Genomic DNA, 19,132 nt, shown 5'->3' on the forward strand with positions numbered 1-19,132 from the left:
CACCGTGCGCCGTTTGCGCATCACCGCGAGGCGCACGCCTTCTCACCCTTCATTCGCGCTTTCGTCGGCATCCGCCGATGAAGCCACAATCGGTTGATTGCCGAGGATCCTCGTTCCAGCACATCAATCAAGAGATCATCGATGCCTGAAGTCATTTTCGCCGGCCCCGCTGGCCGCCTCGAAGGCCGCTATCACCCGGCCAAGCAGAAGAACGCGCCGATCGCGATGATCCTGCATCCGCATCCGCAGTTTCACGGCACGATGAACCATCAGATCGTGTACCAGTGCTACTACGCCTTCGCACATCGCGGCTTCTCGGTGCTGCGCTTCAATTTCCGCGGCGTCGGCCGCAGCCAGGGCTCGTTCGACCACGGCACCGGCGAATTGTCCGATGCGGCGGCGGCGCTCGACTGGGCGCAGACCATCAATCCCGAAGCGCGCGCCTGCTGGGTCGCCGGCTTCTCCTTCGGCGCCTGGATCGGTATGCAGCTCCTGATGCGCCGCCCCGAGGTCGAAGGCTTCATCTCGATCGCGCCGCCGGCCAATCTCTACGACTTCTCGTTCCTTGCGCCCTGCCCGTCCTCGGGCCTGATCGTGCATGGCGAGAAGGACGCGGTGGTGCCGCCGAAGGACGTCAACACCCTGGTCGAGAAGCTGAAGACGCAGAAGGGCATCGTGATCGACCAGCAGATCATCCCCGGCGCCAACCACTTCTTCGACGCCAAGCTCGAGCCGCTGATGGAAACCATCACGGCGTATCTCGACATGCGCCTGGCGAACGTGCGGTAACGTCCGCAGCTTTGTAGCCCGGATGGAGCGAAGCGAAATCCGGGACACCTGCCGCTTGTGGCAAGACCCCGGATTACGCTTCGCTCCATCCGGGCTACGAAGCTAGGCACGCCGCTCAAGCCAGCTTCAGCGCGACGATCCCCATCAAGACGAGCGCGATGCCCGCAAGCTTCATCGCGCTCAAACTCTCGCCGAACAGCACGACGCCCATGACGAAAGTGCCGGCAGCGCCAATGCCGGTCCACACCGAATAGGCTACACCGACCTCGAGCACCTTCAGCGTCCGCCCGAGCAGGAAGACGAAGGCGACGAGCAGCGCCAGCGAGACGATGGTCCAGCCCACGCGCGTGTAGCCTTCCGCGTACTTCATCGAGATCGCCCAGCCGACATCGAGCGCGCCGGCGACCACCAGCATCAGCCAGGCCACAGAGGACGACATCGGCGCGCTCAGGCCGCGAGCTTGAGCAGATGCGCGTCGTGGCGAACGAGGAAGGCGCGCAGCAATTGCGGATAGTCCGCCCCGACTGCGGTGCGCACGCTCGGACGTTTGGCGAGTTCTGTCCGCCATGCCCGGACCTTCGGCACATCGCGGAAAATGCCGTGCTCGGTCAGCTCGTCGAACAGGTCGAAATAGCGGAAGATCGGCGCGAACACCGCATCGACGAGGCTGAACGTCTCGCCTGCAAAATAGGGCCCTGCACCGAGCGCCGCTTCGACACGGGCGAATTTCGCTGCAAGCGCCTGGCGCTTGCTGTCGAACGTCGCCGGATCCGTCGTCGTCTCCAGGCCCCAGACATCGCCGAGGATCGCCGAGCCAAACTCCATCCAGGCGCGGTGCTCGGCCCGCTTCAGGGCATCCGCCGGATGCAGCTTGAGGCCTGCTTGCGTCTCCTCGATGTACTCGCAGATCACGTTGCTCTCGAACAGCGCGACCTCGCCCTTCTCCGTCGTCACCACCAGCACCGGCACCTTGCCGAGCGGCGAGAGCTTCAAGAACCAGTCGGGCTTATTGGCGAGATCGATGTCGATCCGCTCGAACGGTACACCCTTCTCTTTCAGCGCGATCACGGCACGCTGGACGTAGGGACAAAGCTTGTGGCTGATCAGTTTCAGTGAAGCGGTCATTGGCAACGATCCCGGCGGTTAGATGCAACTGCATCAAACATAGATGCATTTACATGTCAAGATCCATGCATCTGCATTAACCGCCCCACCTCAGGGCCGCGCGATCACCCCACCCGTCATCGGCATCGGCACGCCCGTGGTCGCCGGATAGGACAGCGGCAGGCCCTTCATGCCGCGCACGGCCAGGAAGCCGAAGGCCTGCGCTTCGATGGCGTCGGAAGCCCAGCCGAGCGTCTCGGCGGCCTCGACGCTGGCCGATCCCACACGGTCCCGCAGCATGCGCAGCATGGTGAGGTTGCGGGCGCCGCCGCCGCAGACGATCCAGCTGCGCGGCCGGCGCGGCAGCAGCGGGATGATTCGGGCGATCGCGGCAGCGGTGAAGGCGGTGAGTGTGGCCGCGCCGTCGGCCGGCGCCACGTCGCCGAGCTTGAGCGCGGCAAAGTCGTTGCGGTCGAGCGATTTCGGCGGCGGGCTTGCGAAGAACGGCAACTCCAGCGCACGGGCGATCCAGGCTTCATCCGCCTTGCCGAGCGCCGCGAACTTGCCTTCCGCGTCGAAGGCCTGGTTCATGGTTCGGTACATGAAGTCGTCGAGCAGCGCGTTGCCCGGCCCGGTGTCGCAGGCGATCAGCGTATCGTTGCCGTCGATATAGGTGATGTTGGAGACGCCGCCGATATTGACCACGACGATCGGCCCCTCGCGCTCCAGCGAATTGGCAAGCGCCCGGTGGTAGACCGGTACGAACGGCGCGCCCTGCCCGCCGGCCTCGACGTCGGCGGCGCGGAAGTCGTGCATGACGGGAATATGGATCGCCCTGGCCAGCGCCGGCGCATCGCCGATCTGCACCGTCAGCCGCTTCTCGGGGCGGTGCAGCACGGTCTGGCCGTGGAAACCGACGATGTCGATGTCCTCCGGCCGCATCCGGTTCTGGGCGACGAAGGCGGCCACCGCCTCGGCATGCGCCAGTGTCACCGCGCGCTCGGCCTCGGCCAGGATTCCCGGCCGGGCATAGCGCTGCTGCAGGTGCACCGCCTCGGAGAGCGCCTGGCGCAGCAGGTCGCGCTCGGCCGGGCTATAGGGCCGGTAGCCGGACGGCCCGAACGCCTTCACCAGCTTTCCATCGGTTTCGATCAGCGCGACATCGACCCCGTCCAGCGAGGTGCCGCTCATCAAACCGAGTGCCGTCAACATCATGGATCAGCGTCCTCAACAGACCCCCTCCGGCATGCCGATCTTGTGCCAGAGGGACACATCTTATAATGCCACAGCGCCAAGTGGCGGGCAGCAACCGAGTTCCCACGGAAGACCCTTAAATTGCTCCCGAAACAGTGAACCAAGAATTGTCAGGCACGCCGACAGATGACTGCTTTTAAATCGGATTTCCTCAACACCCTGCAGGAACGTGGATTCATCCACCAATGCTCCGATTTCGAGGGGCTGGACGCCCTCGCCGCCAAGGGCGAGGCGACCGCCTATGTCGGCTACGATTGCACCGCCCGCTCGCTGCACATCGGCAACTACCTGACCATGATGATGCTGCACTGGCTGCAGCAGTCCGGCAACAAGCCGATCACCCTGATGGGCGGCGGTACCACCATGGTCGGCGATCCCTCGGGCAAGGACGAGACGCGCGCGATGCGCACCGTCGCCGAGATCGAGGCCAACAAGGAATCGATCCGCGGCGTGTTCGCGAAGGTGCTGCGCTATGGCGATGGCAAGAGCGACGCCATCATGCTCGACAACGCGGAGTGGCTGACCAAGCTGAACTGGATCGAGATGCTGCGAGACGTCGGCCGGCACTTCTCGGTCAACCGCATGCTGACGATGGACTCCGTGCGCTTGCGCCTCGAGCGCGAGCAGGAGATGAGCTTCATCGAGTTCAACTACATGGTCTGCCAGGCCTACGACTTCGTCGAGCTCGCCAAGCGCACCGGCTGCAAATTGCAGATGGGCGGCTCCGATCAGTGGGGCAACATCATCATGGGCGTCGATCTCGGCCGCCGCATGGGCACCCATCAGCTGTTCGCGCTGACGACGCCGCTGCTGACGACGGCGTCGGGCGCCAAGATGGGCAAGACCGCGCAAGGCGCAGTGTGGCTCAATGCCGACCAGTTCTCGCCTTATGATTTCTGGCAGTACTGGCGCAACACCGAGGACGCCGACGTCGGCAAGTTCCTGAAACTGTTCACGACGCTGCCGATGGCCGAGATCAAGAAGCTCGAGGCGCTCGGCGGCTCGGAGATCAACGAGGCCAAGAAGGTGCTCGCGACCGAGGCGACCGCGCTGCTGCACGGCCGCGACGCAGCAAACGAAGCGGCCGAAACCGCACGCCGCACTTTCGAGGAAGGCGCGCTCGCAGAGAGTCTTCCGACCGTGGAAATTCCGCGCGGCGAACTCGACGCCGGCCTCGGCGTGCTCAACGCCTTCGTGAAGGCGGGCCTGGTTGCCTCCAATGGCGAAGCGAGGCGCCAGATCAAGGGCGGCGGCCTGCGCGTCAACGATGCGCCGGTCACCGACGAGAAGATGGCGCTCTCAGCGGCCAATCTGACGCCTGAAGGCGTGGTCAAGCTGTCCTTCGGCAAGAAGAAGCACGTCCTCATCAAGCCTGCATAGGCGTATGAGCTTTTGATGCTTGTCAGGGCGCACGGATGCGCGCTCCCTGACCGGCAATGGACCAGAACACGCCCAAGGAAGTGTCCAAGAACGAAAGTGTGGCGCCGCAAGGTGCCGTGCGCATCGCGCTCACCGTGCTCGCGCTCTGCTTCACGCTGGCCGTGCTGGGACGCGGGCTCGGCGACAGCTTTACGGTGTTCCTGAAGCCGATCTCGGAAAGTTTTGGCTGGGACCGCGCGCAGATCGTCTCGGTCTATTCGCTCACCTGGCTCGCGAGCGGCCTCACCGCTCCCTTCGTCGGACGCCTGTTCGATCATTCCGGACCGCGCATCGTCTATGCGCTCGGCTTAGCGCTGCTCGGCGCGGCCTTCCTGATCGCGGCGCACGCCCAGCATCTGTGGCAGTTCCAGCTCTCGATCGGCCTCTGCGTCGGCATCGGTATCGCCTTCATCGGCATCGTGCCGAACTCGATCCTGCTCGGGCGCTGGTTCGGGCCGCGCCTGCCGACTGCGATGTCGGTGGTGTATTCGGCGATGGGCGGCGGCGTGCTGGCGCTGCTGCCGGCCTCGCAGCTGCTGATCGATCACATCGGCTGGCGCGACACCTACCAGCTGTTCGGCCTTGCCGCCTTGGGCCTGCTGGTGCCGCTGCTGCTGCTGCCGTGGCGGCTGTTCGCCGCGGGCTCGCCGCATGTCGTGAAGAAGACCGATCCTGATTTCGTCGACAACGGCTGGACGCTGCTCGGCGCGATGCGCCACCACGCCTTCTGGGCGCTGTTCTCGACCTTCTTCTTCACCGCCGTCGGCATGTACGCGATCGCAGCCCAGATCGTGGCCTACCTGATCGATGCCGGCTTCCCGCCGCTCCAGGCCGCGACCGCCTGGGGTTTTTCGGGCGTCGTGCTGGTGTTCGGCATGCTCGGTGTGTCTGCGCTCGACGGCCTGATCGGGCGAAGGCCGTCCGTGCTCTTGAGCTACGCGATCTCGATCCTCGGCATCATCCTGCTCTGGCTGCTGCAGTATTCGCCGAACATTCTCCTGCTCACCGGTTTCGTCATCTGCTTCGGCAGCATGATGGGCTCGCGCGGCCCGCTGATCAGCGCGACCGCAATGCGGATCTTCCAAGGCAAGCGCATGGGCACCATCTACGGCACGATCTCGATCGGCAGCGGCCTCGGCTCGGCGTTCGGCTCCTGGAGCGGCGGCCTGATCCATGACGCGACCCACGGCTACAACGCGCTGCTCGCCTTCGCACTTGCGAGCGTGATCCTCGGGATGATTCCATTCCTGATTGTGCCCGCCTTGCGACGCTAGGTATCTCAGGGGTAACCTGATCGCGTTCGCGTCACCGGAAAATTACGGGTGGGACTGGTGCGAATACGCGCAAAATATTCGGGCTGCACGCGGCTGAAACCCCAGCCTGCGGTGTTTTGTCCGACATGACAAAAATGTCAGCACGAAAATAATCTTGGGTGGCTTGCGAGGAGGAACCGAATGCGGTCCAAGTCGCTACATTGGATGGAGGGCAAACCAATGGACTTTTCTTTTCTCTCTCGCTTTCAACCGGTTCTTCTGAGCCTGTTTCGCTTCATCACCGGCCTCTTGCTGTTCCAGTACGGCATTGCCAAGCTGTTCAAGTTCCCGCCTGTGCCGATGTTCGCCAAAGTCGAACTGATGTCACTCTACGGCGCGGCCGGGACGATCGAACTGGTGGTTGGCGGGCTGCTGATGATCGGCCTGTTCACGCGCCTCGCCGCTTTCATCCTCTCGGGTGAAATGGCCTTCGCCTACTTCATGGGCCACATGTTCAGGGGCGAAGCGCCGGTGTTCCTGCCGCTGCTCAATGGCGGCACCGCAGCGATCCTGTTCTGCTTCGCCTGCCTCTACCTGTCGGCCGCCGGCGGCGGACCGATCAGCGTCGATGCCGTGATGGGCAAGGAGAGCGGCGCAGCCGGCGGCGCGTTCGCGCGGCGCTAAGGCGCCCCCGGATCACTCCACAAGCAGCGGCACCGGCGCATCCGCCGGTGCCGCATCAACGCGCCCCAAGCACGTTCCAGATCAGAACGAGGGCTGCGACGAGCAGCACGGACATGATGATGCGATGAACGAATCGATTCATTGCGGGTCCGGCCCTATCCCGTAGCTACCAAAATCCAAGATCGATTTTCCCGGGCAGTCCGCAGCGGCGGACGCCAAAACACGGCGATTTGCCTGCAGGATTGCGCATCCGACTGCGCAAAGTGTTGCGCGCGGCAGCGCGTCGCACGCGTCCATTCATGATTGGTAAGAACTTCATGCTACCGACGCGAGCAATAACAACCATTTCGTAGAGGCCGCGATGAAGCTGCTCAGCCATCTGAAGATCCGCACCAAGCTCACCAGCATGGTCTGCCTCGCGGCGCTCACGGTGACGGCCATCATCGGCGTATCGGCGGTGCTCAGCAAGAGCCGCATGATGGAGGACCGCGTCCAGCAGATGCGGACCGCGGTGGAGCTGCTCTACAACTACGCACAATCGCTCCAGGACGAGGTCGCCGCCGGCAAGCTGACGCAGGCCGAGGCCAAGGTCCAGTTCCACCAGCGCGGCCGCCGCATGAGCTTCAACGGCGGCCAGGGCTACCCCGTCGTTTACAATCCCGACACCTCGCTGTTCGTGAACGGCGCCAACCAGCAGCTTTGAAGGCAAGATCACCGGCGCGACCGACTCCAACGGCGTCCTCATCGCCGACGCCATCCTCAACGCGGCCAATCAGAATGCGCAGGGCGGCGTCGCATCCTATCTCTATCCCCGCCCCGGCCAGACCGAGCCCGTGCGCAAGACCGTGTTCACGCGCAAATTCGCCCCCTGGAACGTGACGATCAGCTATGGCCTCTATGTCGACGACATCGACGCCGACGTGCGCGCCCTGACGCTGGAGCTCGCCGCGATCGGCGTCGGCCTGATGCTGCTGATGGCGACACTGTCCTGGCTGATTGCCCGCGACGTGCTCGGCGCGCTCGACCGCCAGAAGAACCGCATGCAGGAAATCTCCGAAGGCGCCATCGACAAGCCGGTCGAGGAGACCGATCGCGGCGACGAGATCGGCCGCATGGCCGAGACGCTCGAAGTCCTCAGGCAGACCGCGCTGACGGCGCGCAATCTGGAGGCCGAGCAGGTCGCCGCCAAATCCCGCAGCGAGCAGGAGAAGCGCGAGGCCCTGATCGCGCTTGCCGACCGCTTCGACGCCTCCGTCGGCCAGCTCGTCGGCCTGATGGCCTCCGGCTCCGGCGAGCTCGAGACCACCGCCAAGTCGATGTCGTCGACCGCCGAAGGCACCAACCGCCGCGCCGCCGTGGTCGGCTCCGCCGCGACCCAGGCCAGCCAGCGCGTCCAGACAGTCGGCGCTGCCGCCGAAGAGCTCTCCTCCTCCATCACCGAGATCAGCCGCCAGGTCGCGCAATCCGCCGAAGTGACCGGTCGCGCCGTCGATAGCGCCCGCCGCACCGACACCATCGTGCGCGCGCTCTCGGACGGTGCCCAGCAGATCGAGCACGTCGCCGAGCTGATCTCCAGCATCGCGGCGCAGACCAACCTGCTCGCGCTCAACGCCACCATCGAGGCGGCGCGTGCCGGTGAGGCCGGCCGCGGCTTTGCCGTCGTCGCTTCCGAAGTGAAGTCGCTGGCGAGCCAGACTGCGGAGGCCACCCGCGAGATCGGCGACAAGATCGCCCAGATCCAGGGCGCGACCAAGGAGGCCGTGGACGCCATCGGCGGCATCACCGCCACCATCGAGGAGGTCAGCCGCATCGCGACCTCGATTGGAGCTGCCATCGAGGAGCAAGGCGCCGCCACCGCCGAGATCGCGCGCAGCGTCTCGCAGACGGCCGAGGCAACCAAGGAAGTCACCACCAATATCGGCGTCGTCTCCACCGCCGCCAACGAGACCGGCAACGCCGCCGGCATGGTGCTCGCCGCGGCCAGCAGCCTCTCCAAACAGGCCGAGCAGCTCTCCGGCGAAGTCGGGACGTTCCTGAAGGGCGTGCGCGCGGCGTAGGCTGCGGGCGCTGGAGGCTCCGCAGCGTCATGCCGGGCGGGACGCTTGAGCCCGCTCCTACCGCCGCGCGAGGCTGCAGCCGCTCGAGAGCTGGCGCGTCGAGCCGGTCGAACCGTCGTTGGACTGGGACGGGAATTCCTCGAACGGCGTATTCTGCTTGCCGGTATTGAATTCGAAGATCTTGCGGAACACGCCCGGCACCATCGCGGACACCGGATTGACGCGCATCACGGGCGCGGCCGGTGTGCCGACGACCTCGTAGGTCACACCGATCAGGCCCTCCTTGTCGCCGCCGCCGAGAAACAGCCCGAGGACAGGAATCTGTCCGAACATGTTGTTCAAGCCGTACATCGGCACGAAGGTGCCGCTCATGCATACCTGGTTGCCGGGATAGTCGATCGAGCCTTCGATGGTGGCGCCGATCATCGGGCCCTTGACCACGCCGTCGCGGATCGTGAGCGCGCCGTTCTGGCGGGTGAACTCGGCGCGGAGCGCACTGAAGGAAACGCCGTTGCCGGTGCCGTTGGGCGCGCCGGCGGCAACGCGCTCGAGCTGCGCCTCGCCCTTCACCGTGAAGTCGCGCACGTTGATGAGCCCCTCGCGCGAGGTGTTCGGCTCCGATGTCGGCGGCTCCATTGCCACCACCATCTGACCGCCGACCGCCTTGGTGTAGGTGTCGGTGAAGCGCAGCAGCGCGCCGGCATCGTTGGTCTGGAGGTAGATCACCTCGCGGTTGCCCTGGGCGCGGCCGCCGCGCAGGTCAGCCGCAACGGGCGTATCGCGGCCGATCTTGCCGCTCAAGGTGAAAGCCTTGATGGCGCCGCTGCGCTTCGACATCTTGGCATCGACGCTGCGCATCGCCTCGCCGTTGAAGCCGGCGACCGCACCGAGCTTCACGTCGATGTCGAAATCGACGTTCTTCAGCTTGCTCTTGTCGTCCTTGGAATTGCCTGAGATCGCCGACTTCAGGAAACCGCGGCCGTCGAACACGTCGCCGCGCACGGTGCCGCGCACCACGCCATCCTGGCCGCGCTCGACCTTCAACGACGCCTTGTCACCGTCGGACGGCGCATAGGTCGGGAAATTCGCGCTCACGAGATCGCCATTCGGATCGAGCTCGAGCGAGCCCTTGATCGAGGCGCCGCTGCCTTCGATGACGATGTCCTCGAAGCGGGTCGATTGCGCCGTCGGCACCACCTTGAAACTGGCCTTGCCGGACCTGCCCGGCAGCTTGACCCAGCCGGGCAGGATGTTGTCGAGCTTGACCGAGGTCAGGTCGGCCTCGACGCCGAGCTTCGTCGTCTGGTCCGCACCGCCGGCGATCTTGCCGGACAGCTTGATCGGCAACGAGCCGCTGACGGCGGGGCTGAGATCGAAGCCGAGGCGCGCGCGGCTTGCATCGTCCAGCGTCGCCTGCAATCGGACGTCGGCATCGCCCTCGGCCGGCTTACGGTAGTCGAGCGAGGCGGCCTGCCCGTTGATCTTGACGTCACCCTTGACCTGGTAGCCCTGGTTGTTGGCCGCGATCTTCAGATTGTTGGCCTCGAGCCTCTGGTTCATCACCAGCTTGTCGGCGGCAAAGCCGTTGAGGTCGGCGGTGACGGCATAGGTCGTGTCGGACTTGGTCAGTTCGCCCTTGACCGGCATGCCGAGCTGGATGTTCGCCGAGAACGTTCCCTTGCTGGTGTTGGGATCGACCACGGTCGCCGACAGATCGCTCAGCCGATCGTTCGAGAGCATTTCGGCCGCAGCAGGCACGGGACCGTCGACGCGGAACCTGGTGCGCGAGGGCGACGGCTTGGGCGCCATGTCAGGCACCTCGAAGGTGAAGTCGGAGATCGTGATCTTGCGACCGGCCGGCGTGTCGGCGATGCCCTGCCCGATATTCACCGTCGCCGTGCGTCCGGTCACGCGCGCCCTCAAATCGGCATCGTGCACCACCGGCATGCCGTCCACGGGACGAACCGCGACGCCGCTCGCGACGATGTTGACCGACAGGCCGTCGTCGGGGATCGGCGGCCCCTTGCGCGGAAGGTTCCTGGTCGGCGAGTTGATACCGATCTCGATGCGCTGGAGTGTGCCGCGCTCGATCCGCTCGATCACCCACTCACGCAACTCGGGAACGACAAGCGTCGGCCACATCCGCTTGAGCGCGGAGGCCGACATCGGCGTTCCCGCAAAGCCCAGCGTCAGCCGCGGCTCGCCGGAATAGTCGATGGCACCGGTGCCGGCGACGCCGATCTCGCCGTTGCTGATATCGGCCTGCGTCAGCAACAGGCGCTTGTGGTCGGTATCGAAGCGGAAACCGATCGCGATGCGGTTGAAGACGAGCGGCGGCTCGTTGTCGATACCGCCGAGGAGGATCGATCCGCCGCTGAAGCCGAGCTGCCAGTCGTTGATGTTACCGTTGGGCGGCTCAAGATGGGCCAGAAGCGTCAGACGGTTGGCGCCGGAGAGGATCTTGAAGGGTGCGACCAGCACCCGCCGATTGGCGTCCCACTCGACATTGATCTCGGCGGAATCGATCGCCATCGGATAGTCGGGCGTATCGGTGTCGATGATGTTGCCCGCGCCAACCGCGATCTTGCCGCGGAAGAAGGTCGGCACGCCGTCGCGGCCGAGCTCGCCCTTGAGCTCGCCGGTCAGCGGCAGGTCGGCGGTATAGGTGAGATCCTTCACCCGCAGCGCCAGCAGGATGTTGGAGGTCGAGACCTTGTCGGCCTTGATGTCGACCGAGCGCACGCCATTCTCGGCGGGACCGATCGTGGCGCGCAGCATCCAGGGACGCGCGCCCTCCTCGCCGAGGCTGAGCGCGACGCCGCCGTGGCTCGGCCGGCGCAGGCTCAGCGTGATGTTCTCAAAGCTCCATTTGCTGCCGCGCTGCTGATCGTCAACGATCAGGTTGCCGTTCTTCAGGCCGATCTCGTTGAGGTTCTGGCCGTCGAGGCCGGTCATGCTCAAGCTGTCGAGCCAGTCGAGGCCCTGGAGAATGCCGCTCTGCGCGGTCGCCTGAGGCGCGCCTTGCGATGCGGCTTGAGATGGGTCCTGGCCCGCGGGCGCCGTAGCGAATGGCGGCGGCGGAACGCCGTTGCGCGGGAATGTCGGCGGCAGGCCCGCATCCTTCTTGGAGGCAACGCCGGTTGCCAGCGGTTTGGCGGTGTCGCCAGCCGAGACCGTGACGGTGCCGTCGGGCGCAATCCGGATCGCAAGCTCGGCATCGACCAGGTTGAGGCTTTCCGCGCGCAGATGGCCCATCAGCAGGCCTGCGCCCGACAGCCTCACCTCGGCCTTCGGGGCGCTGGCGACGATGGCGTGGTCGCGGTCGCGCACGATGATGTCGCGAATGCGCACGGCGATACGGACCCGCCCGGCGCGCTCGATCTGGGTGCCGCCGACCTCAACCGTGTTGCCGTGGCCGATATTGTCCTCGATGGCGGCGGCAAGCCAGGGCGTCGCGATGTCGAGATTGATGGGGCCGGCGCCGAGCCGCCACCACAGCGCACCGAAACAGCCGATAAAGATGACGATGAGGGCGCCGACGACGACAGCCAGCCGCTTCAGCCAGCGACCGCCGCCCGGCCAGCGGCGCGGCGACCCAAAGCGATGAAAGCCCGAATGGGAACGTGACAACAGCCGGCGCGCCCGGTGGCCCGCCGCTGCTTCCTGATCCGGATCCCAGTCGGCCTCGTCCCATTCCTGCGGCTGTTGTTGACCGCCGCGCCGATCGAAATCCCGATTGTAATCCTGGGGCGACGTATTCCTTGCCATTGCCTCTCGATACAGGCGCCCATCGTAGGACTGAGCACCGCCGGGACCGCAGCCGTCCACGGGACGCGAAGCCCCCTGCGCCGGCACTGCCGCCATACCTCGAATATTCCTGCTGTTCGTCATTTCGCCCCGGGAGCGCGTTCAACGAGCAGTGGGGTGGTGCGTGGAATTCCTTGTAACCATACTCCGGCGTCGTCAGACTTGCCCAGCCAAGGGCGCGATTCCGGCACACCGGACGAGAGCTGCAATACCGCTTCGGTTGACCCGCCGAAAGCGTCGAAAGGAAGGCGTATGTCCAAGAAATCCCGAAAGAAATCGTCCAAAACGCCCTCCGGCAGTCCAACAGCTAAAAAGAAGGCCCCGAAAACCAAGGCAACGACTCAAACAAAGGCCGCGAAAACACAGCGGACACCGGCCAGCAAATCAACCGCGACCATAGCAAAGACAGCATCGCATGGGGCCACATCGAAACAGTTAAAATCCTCCAAATCGGCCTCTGCGGCGAAGCCGGTCCTGGCCGAGGGGCAGAAGGCGCCCGCCTTCCGCCTGCCCCGCGATGGCGGCGGCGTGGCGACGCTGTCGGACTATGCCGGCCGGAAGCTCGTCCTGTTCTTCTATCCCCGCGCCGACACGCCCGGCTGCACCCGGGAGGCCATCGACTTCACCCGCCTTGCAGGTGCCTTCGCCGACGCCGGCACTGCCGTGCTCGGCGTCTCCGCGGATTCGTTAAAGGCCCAGGAGAAGTTCCGCGACAAGCACAGCCTCGGCGTTCCCCTGATCTCGGACGAGAAGCACGAGATGCTGGAGGCGTATGGCGCGTGGGGCGAAAAGTCCATGTATGGCAAGAGCTTCCTCGGGATTCTTCGCACCACGGTGCTGGTCGGGAGCGACGGCAAGGTGGCCAGGATCTGGCGCAACGTCCGGGTCGACGGCCATGCCGATCAGGTGCTGGAAGCGGCAACAAGTCTTTAACCAGCCCGTTAAGTTCTCGCGGTTCCGTTTCCGGAAAATTAACCATGACCGGCCCAGATTGCTGCGGCAATTAGGCCGCAAGGAACCCATCCGACCGGCGCCGGGAGTGCCGATGTCGAAAAGTTCTGCCCAATATTCGCAGTACCCCCAGCATCATCCTCACGACCACGGACGGGCCTTCCATCGGCGTCCCGTAGCTGTTGCGGCGACTGCCGCGATTCCCCTTCCCGACGCCGACGACGCCTACACCATCGTCCATCACGGCAAGCAGGTTCGCCTCGGCCCGGTCGTGTTCTGGATCGTGGTCGGCACGATCGTGCTGCTCGGACTGTGGTCGGCCGCGACCGCCACCTATTTCGCCTTCCGCGACGACGTCTTGACCCGGCTGATCGCCCGCCAGGCCGAGATGCAATACGCCTATGAGGACCGCATCGCCGAGCTGCGCGCCAAGGTCGATCGCACCACCAGCCGCCAGCTGCTCGACCAGGAGCAGTTCGACCAGAAGCTCGACCAGATCATGAAGCGCCAGACGGCGCTGGAGTCCCGGGCGACGGCGCTGGGCGCCATGCCAGACGTGACCGGATCGATCCCGCGCACCGCGCCACAGCGCAGCGATGCCAACCCGAGCGCAACGCAGGGCACGCCAAAACCGTCGCCGATCAGCGACACCGTGATCTTCGTGGCACCGCCGGATCGTGAAGCGCGCCTCGAATCGCGCGCGCCTGCCGTGCTGGCTCCGCCGACCAGCCAGTTCGCCAAGAACCAGGGTTTCGACAACGTCCTGGTCCGGCTCACCACCTCGCTCGACCAGGTTGAGCGCCGCCAGATGGCGGCACTCAGCGCCGTCGAAGACGGCATGGATTCGCGCATGCGCCGGATGCGGGGCGTCGTCAGCGATCTCGGCCTGAACCTCGCCAGCCTCGAAGCCGCCGTGCCGCGCAGCGCGATGGGCGGCCCCTTCGTCCCGGTCAAGCTGACGGCCAACGCCGGACCGTTCGAGAAGCAGCTCAATCGCATCAACACGACGCGCGCCGAGCTGGACCGGCTCAATCGCACGCTGGCGCTGGTGCCCTATCGCAAGCCCGTCATCGGCGAGGTCGAGTTCACCTCCGGTTTCGGCGTGCGCAGCGATCCCTTCCTGGGCCGGCCCGCGATGCACACCGGCCTCGACTTCCGCGCCGCGACCGGCGATCCCGTCCGCGTCACCGCCTATGGCAAGGTGGTCTCCGCCGGCTGGTCCGGCGGCTACGGCCGCATGGTCGAGGTCGATCACGGCAACGGTCTTTCGACCCGCTACGGCCATCTCTCCGAGATCAGCGTCAAGGTCGGCGAGGTCGTGAAGATCGGCCAGGTCGTCGGCCTCGTCGGCTCGACCGGCCGCTCCACCGGTCCGCATCTGCACTATGAGACCCGCATCGACGGCGAAGCGGTCGATCCGCAGAAGTTCTTGCGCGCCGGCGTGCGCCTCAGCGCGGGCTAAGCCCGCGCCCTTCTGTTTCGGTCCACGCCGTCCTTAGCGCCGGCCACCCATTCCGCCGCCGGGACCTCCGAAGCCACCACCACCCATACCGCCGCCGGGCCCCATCGGGTTGCCACCGGGCGCGCCAAAACCGCCGGGACCTGACGGACCACTCGGCCCTGGCGGCGCGGAACCGGGATTCGCACCGGGGGGCGATCCCGGCGCGGGCGCACCGGGAGCGCCGGGCTGACCACTGGTCGGATTCGGCGTGCCGCTGTTCGGATGCAGGATCGAGCCACCGGGCGAGCGGTTCGGTTGGCCAGTGCCACCGGGCGCCTGCCGCGGCGCGCCCGGGAATTGACTGACCGCCTGGGCCGAATCGAGCTGCAGGCCGCGCGAGCGATCGAACACGCCGTTGACCACCATGCGCGCCTCGCCCGCCGCGGGCCCGAAGCGTGAGCCGTCACGTGCGATCAGCCCCGAGCCGAGCTGGAGGTTGGCGCCCGCCCTTTGCACATAGGCCTCGATCGACAGCCGGCTCGCGCCGACGAGATCCGAGAAATCGTCGATCCGCGTGCGCGCGGCCTGCATCGTGCCCTGGCTCGCGCTGCCCTCGATCTGGACACGCTGGCCGACCAGCAACGGATCGACGCCGTTCAGCCTCAAGCCCCCGATACGCAGGCCATCAGGCCCGCGCACGACGAGGCCGGTGACGCGCGCAACTGAATCGCGCCGCGGCTCGACCAGGCTTGCGACGATGACGCCATCGGTGCGGCGCAGACCGAAGACGGCGACCTGCGTGCCCGGACGAATCTTGCTCTCCTTGTCGCCCGCGACGATCTTCTGGCCGAGCACCGTCAGCTCGTTGCCCTTCACCTGCTCGACCGGCCCGGCGACCTCGCTCGCGATCGCGATGCTGCGCGTGGCCAGCGTGCCGTCAGCCTGCCGGGTCGCGACCACGCGCGCGAGCTGGCCGATGCGCAAGCTGCTGGTGCTGGCCGGCTCGCCATCGATGCGGACCGGGACGTCGCTGGCATAGGTGACGCGCTCGCCGTTGACGTAGATGCTGCCGAAGCGCTGGATCACACCGACGATGCCGGTGCCGCCGATGCCGTGATCATCGCCACGCGTGATTCCGGTGCCGCCGATGCCCTGGTCGGTGCCGCGCTTGACCTGCGCGCTGGCCATCGCGGTGCCGGCGAGCCAGAATCCCATCAACAGCAGACGGCGGGAGATCAGCGGCGGCCGGCTCATGAACCGCCCTCTTTGCCGGCGTCCTTTGCACCGTCCTTGCCGCCTGCCTTCGTCTCGCTCTCCTCGTCGGCGTCCTCGCTGTAGATGTAGATGCCGAAATTCCAGCGGGCATCACCGCCCTTGTCCTTGGCCAGCGCCCGGTTGGCCTCGCGGTTGGCGGTCTTCAGCGCGTCCATGGCGAGCTCGCGCGAGCGCGCCTCGAGACGCCGCGCCAGCTTGGGCGAGATGTTGTTGTAGTGCACCGCGCGTTCGAGATAGCGCGGTCCATCCGAGACGTTCTGCGCGGCGGCAGCGATGTGGTCGTGCAGGTTGCGGCCGAGATAGTGCCATTTGCTGTCGTCCTCGCCTGATGGGACGAAGGCGGCCTCGACCAGCTCGATCTCGTCGGCTTCGTTGATCGTGACGAGCTTGCGGTCGATCCACTCGTCGAGCACCGCGCGCGGGCGCACGTCCTTGGTGACGGAGGCGACGAGCTGCTCGAACGACGGCGCATCGCCACCCGCCGTGCGCGGCAGCGCCAGCGGCTCGCCCTTCGCGTCGGTGAATTCGGGCGCGGCGAGCCAGCGCGCGATCACCGCGCTGGTCAGCGACACCGCTGCCGGCGCCTCATGCACCGGCGCGCCTGCGCCGCGCAGCCGCGCCACCTCCTTGCGATGGATGCCGGTGAGCAGGCTGACGCGGCTGTCGGTTTGCTCCTTTCCTTCCAGCGCGAAATCATGCTCGGCGACGTTGACGAAGAGCTCGCGAAGCAACTGCGCCAGCGCGGGAAAGGTCATGCCGCTGCGGATGCAGAGCCGCACGAGCGGGCGCAGCAGCCGCGCAAGGGGCGCGTGCAGCTTCGCGGCGGCATTCGGCTGTGGTGCCGCTGCTTTCGACCCGGGCTTGGCATTCATGTCTGAATTGTAGCGATCTACGGCGTGGGACACAATCCCACTTTTTCCTGCCTGCCGATTGACGTGGTAAATTTTCCCACATATACGGAACGCCACTGAGGGCGCGACGTAGAGGGACTCACACCCATGGCAGACCGCTTGGTCCGCATTTCCAGTTCACCACGTGCTGTACCGGCTCCCGTTTGGGGCCACGCCGCAATCGAGCCGATGCTGCCCGCACTGCTGCGCGGCGTGATCTTCATCTCGGTGCTGGCCGCACCGTTCCTTGCAGCGCTTCTCGCAGGCTGACCGCGATCATGCATCACACCAGCGAAACCCCGCGCCGTCCGTCGGTGCTGCACATCTTCAAGATCTACTATCCCGATCTGTTCGGCGGCACGCTCACGGTGATCCGCGACATCTGCGCGAGCCTGAAGGATGCCTTCGCCTCCGCCGTGCTGGTCTGTTCGCAATCGGCCGAGCGGCGCGAGATCGTCGTCAACGACGTGCCGGTCGAGCGCGTGCGTTCGTTCGGCAATGTGCTGTCGCTGCCCGCCGCCCCGACCTATCCTTGGCGTCTCTGGCGCAGAAGCGCCGAGCACGATCTGCTCGCGCTCCACGCCCCCTTCCCTCTGGCCGACCTCGTCTTCGCCTTCGGACTCGGCGCCAAGCGGCCGCTGGTGGTGCACTGGCACGCCGACATCGTCACCCATGCCGGCCTGCGCTGGTTCATCGAGCCGCTGATGCGGCGGACGCTGCGCCGGGCCAAGGCGATCATCGTGTCCGACCACGTGCTGGTCGACAACACGCCACTGCTGCGCGAATTCGAGGACAAATGCCACGTCGTGCCATTCGGCATCGATACCTCGGGCTATGACTGGCCGAAGATCGAGCCGCACCACGTCAACGACCGCGGCCGGCTCGTTCTCGCCTGCGGTCGGCTGGTGCCCTACAAGGGTTTTGACGTACTCATCCGCGCCGCGGCTGCGCACAATTTCGAGACCTGGATCATCGGCGAGGGCGTCGAGCGGCCGCGGCTCGAGCAGTTGATCCAGGAGCTCGGCCTCGGTGACCGCGTTCGCCTGATCGGCTCGGTCAACGATTGCGAGCGCATCAAGCTGATGTGCCTCGCCGACGTCTTCGTAATGCCATCGGTGACCAATGCCGAGACCTTCGGCCTGGTCCAGCTCGAGGCCATGGCTGCCGGGCGCCCGGTCGTGAATACGGCGCTCGACACCGCGGTACCGCGCGTTGCCCGCCACGGCATCGAAGCCATCACGGTGCCGCCGGGCGATGCCGAGAAGCTGGGTGAGGCCATCGACACCCTGATCCGCGATCCCGAGCGGCGCCGCCGCATGGGACTTGCGGCGCGCTCGCGCGCCCTCTCCCGCTATTCGGCCACGGCCTTCAAGCAGGGCATGGAGACCGTCTACCGCAACGCCGTCGCCGCCTCCAGCGAGGCGCGACCTGCGACCGCCGAGCCACCGCAGGCGACCGGCTGGCTGGATACAGTCCGGATCGCGGTGGCGCTTGCCTGGTCCGACATGCGGCACCGCTACGTCCGCTCACTGCTCGGCCCGTTCTGGATGTCGCTGCAGATGGCCATCGTGGTCGTGGTGCTGGGCTCGGTGATCGGCCAGATGTCGAACGCCAACATGACGGCCCGCCTGCCGATGCTGGCGCTGTCGATGACGGCCTGGACCTTCCTCAACGGCGTGGTGCTGGATGCGACCACGGCGCTCCAGAACTCCGCGAGCCTGATCCGCGACCGGGCACTGCCGCCGGTGATCTTCCTCCTGCAATGCACCTTCCGTCACGCGCTGTTCGCACTCCATAACGCCTGTGTGCCGCTGCTGCTGTGGCTCGTGTTCTCGCCGCACGACCTCTCTCACGCGCTGGCGGCGCTGCCCGGTCTGCTGCTGTTCGTCGCCTGCACCTTCGCCCTGAGCCTCGTCCTCGGCGCCATGGCGACGCGCTATCGCGACCTCAAGCCGATCATCGAATCCACGCTGATGCTCGCCTTTCTCGCCTCGCCGGTGATCTGGTCGTCCGACATGATCAACCACCGCTCGACGGTGATGCGGCTCAATCCGCTGACCCATCTGTTCGCGGTGTGGCGCGAGCCGCTGGCGGGCGGCCATGTCGATCCCGTCAGCATCGTCTACGTCCTCGTCGCGCTGGCGCTCCTGGTCTTTGCGAGCGTGCTGACGCTGGTCCATCTGCGCAAAGCGGCATTCTGGATCTGAC

Annotated in this window: 15 protein-coding genes and 1 pseudogene; 9 read left to right on the forward strand and 7 right to left on the reverse strand. The window is 66.1% G+C overall.

Annotated elements, in window-relative coordinates:
- Positions 1-141 precede the first annotated feature (141 nt).
- Positions 142-789 carry an alpha/beta hydrolase gene (locus N2603_RS24135; RefSeq protein ID WP_018641706.1) on the forward strand — a complete coding sequence of 216 codons (648 nt, stop codon included), beginning with the start codon at positions 142-144 and terminating at the stop codon, positions 787-789.
- Positions 790-904: 115 nt separating this feature from the next.
- Here N2603_RS24135 and N2603_RS24140 read toward each other — a convergent pair whose 3' ends face one another.
- From N2603_RS24140 to N2603_RS24150, 3 genes are all read right to left on the reverse strand, one after another.
- Positions 905-1,228, reverse strand: coding sequence for a DMT family transporter (locus N2603_RS24140; RefSeq protein ID WP_260384118.1), 324 nt, complete (start codon positions 1,226-1,228; stop codon positions 905-907).
- A gap of 8 nt (positions 1,229-1,236) precedes the next feature.
- Positions 1,237-1,914, reverse strand: coding sequence for a glutathione S-transferase family protein (locus N2603_RS24145; RefSeq protein ID WP_260384119.1), 678 nt, complete (start codon positions 1,912-1,914; stop codon positions 1,237-1,239).
- 90 nt (positions 1,915-2,004) lie between these two features.
- Complete coding sequence (locus N2603_RS24150) at positions 2,005-3,108, reverse strand: anhydro-N-acetylmuramic acid kinase (RefSeq protein ID WP_260384120.1); 1,104 nt, start codon at positions 3,106-3,108, stop codon at positions 2,005-2,007.
- A 165-nt stretch (positions 3,109-3,273) separates the two neighbouring features.
- Here N2603_RS24150 and tyrS point away from each other — a divergent pair, with 165 nt between their 5' ends.
- The 3 genes from tyrS to N2603_RS24165 all read left to right on the forward strand — a co-directional run bounded on the left by tyrS (position 3,274) and on the right by N2603_RS24165 (position 6,503).
- Positions 3,274-4,527, forward strand: a complete 1,254-nt coding sequence (tyrS, locus tag N2603_RS24155; protein WP_260384121.1) for a tyrosine--tRNA ligase — start codon at positions 3,274-3,276, stop codon at positions 4,525-4,527.
- Between the two features lie 56 nt (positions 4,528-4,583).
- Positions 4,584-5,840: an MFS transporter gene (locus N2603_RS24160; protein ID WP_260384122.1), complete on the forward strand. Its 1,257-nt coding sequence runs from the start codon at positions 4,584-4,586 to the stop codon at positions 5,838-5,840.
- Positions 5,841-6,059: 219 nt separating this feature from the next.
- Entirely contained in the window at positions 6,060-6,503 is a 444-nt protein-coding gene (locus N2603_RS24165) for a DoxX family protein (RefSeq protein ID WP_260384123.1), read from the forward strand.
- Between the two features lie 166 nt (positions 6,504-6,669).
- Here N2603_RS24165 and N2603_RS24170 read toward each other — a convergent pair whose 3' ends face one another.
- Complete coding sequence (locus N2603_RS24170; protein WP_145831989.1) at positions 6,670-6,882, reverse strand: hypothetical protein; 213 nt, start codon at positions 6,880-6,882, stop codon at positions 6,670-6,672.
- Here N2603_RS24170 and N2603_RS24175 point away from each other — a divergent pair.
- A pseudogene (locus N2603_RS24175) lies at positions 6,865-8,560 on the forward strand (methyl-accepting chemotaxis protein). The gene N2603_RS24170 and the pseudogene N2603_RS24175 sit on opposite strands and share 18 nt — an antisense overlap.
- A 57-nt stretch (positions 8,561-8,617) precedes the next feature.
- On the opposite strand, the gene N2603_RS24180 reads toward N2603_RS24175, so the two are convergent.
- Positions 8,618-12,424, reverse strand: a complete 3,807-nt coding sequence (locus N2603_RS24180; protein WP_260384124.1) for an AsmA-like C-terminal region-containing protein — start codon at positions 12,422-12,424, stop codon at positions 8,618-8,620.
- A gap of 195 nt (positions 12,425-12,619) precedes the next feature.
- Here N2603_RS24180 and N2603_RS24185 point away from each other — a divergent pair, with 195 nt between their 5' ends.
- Positions 12,620-13,300, forward strand: coding sequence for a peroxiredoxin (locus N2603_RS24185; RefSeq protein WP_260384125.1), 681 nt, complete (start codon positions 12,620-12,622; stop codon positions 13,298-13,300).
- Positions 13,301-13,412: 112 nt separating this feature from the next.
- Positions 13,413-14,780, forward strand: coding sequence for a M23 family metallopeptidase (locus N2603_RS24190; protein WP_260384126.1), 1,368 nt, complete (start codon positions 13,413-13,415; stop codon positions 14,778-14,780).
- Positions 14,781-14,813: 33 nt separating this feature from the next.
- On the opposite strand, the gene N2603_RS24195 is transcribed toward N2603_RS24190, so the two are convergent.
- Positions 14,814-16,013 (reverse strand): DUF5666 domain-containing protein, encoded by a 1,200-nt coding sequence (locus N2603_RS24195; RefSeq protein ID WP_260384127.1) that lies wholly within the window; start codon positions 16,011-16,013, stop codon positions 14,814-14,816.
- Positions 16,010-16,906: a DUF6502 family protein gene (locus tag N2603_RS24200; protein WP_260384128.1), complete on the reverse strand. Its 897-nt coding sequence runs from the start codon at positions 16,904-16,906 to the stop codon at positions 16,010-16,012. Before N2603_RS24200 ends, N2603_RS24195 begins: the two co-directional genes overlap by 4 nt.
- 126 nt (positions 16,907-17,032) lie before the next feature.
- Between N2603_RS24200 and N2603_RS24205 the strand changes: the two genes are divergently transcribed.
- Positions 17,033-17,194, forward strand: a complete 162-nt coding sequence (locus N2603_RS24205) for a hypothetical protein (RefSeq protein WP_260384129.1) — start codon at positions 17,033-17,035, stop codon at positions 17,192-17,194.
- Between the two features lie 8 nt (positions 17,195-17,202).
- Positions 17,203-19,131 carry a glycosyltransferase gene (locus N2603_RS24210; protein WP_260384130.1) on the forward strand — a complete coding sequence of 643 codons (1,929 nt, stop codon included), beginning with the start codon at positions 17,203-17,205 and terminating at the stop codon, positions 19,129-19,131.
- The last annotated feature ends 1 nt before the right edge of the window (position 19,132 follow it).

Origin of the sequence: Bradyrhizobium huanghuaihaiense (genome assembly GCF_025200885.1) — a bacterium.
GTDB classification, from domain to species: Bacteria; Pseudomonadota; Alphaproteobacteria; order Rhizobiales; family Xanthobacteraceae; genus Bradyrhizobium; species Bradyrhizobium huanghuaihaiense.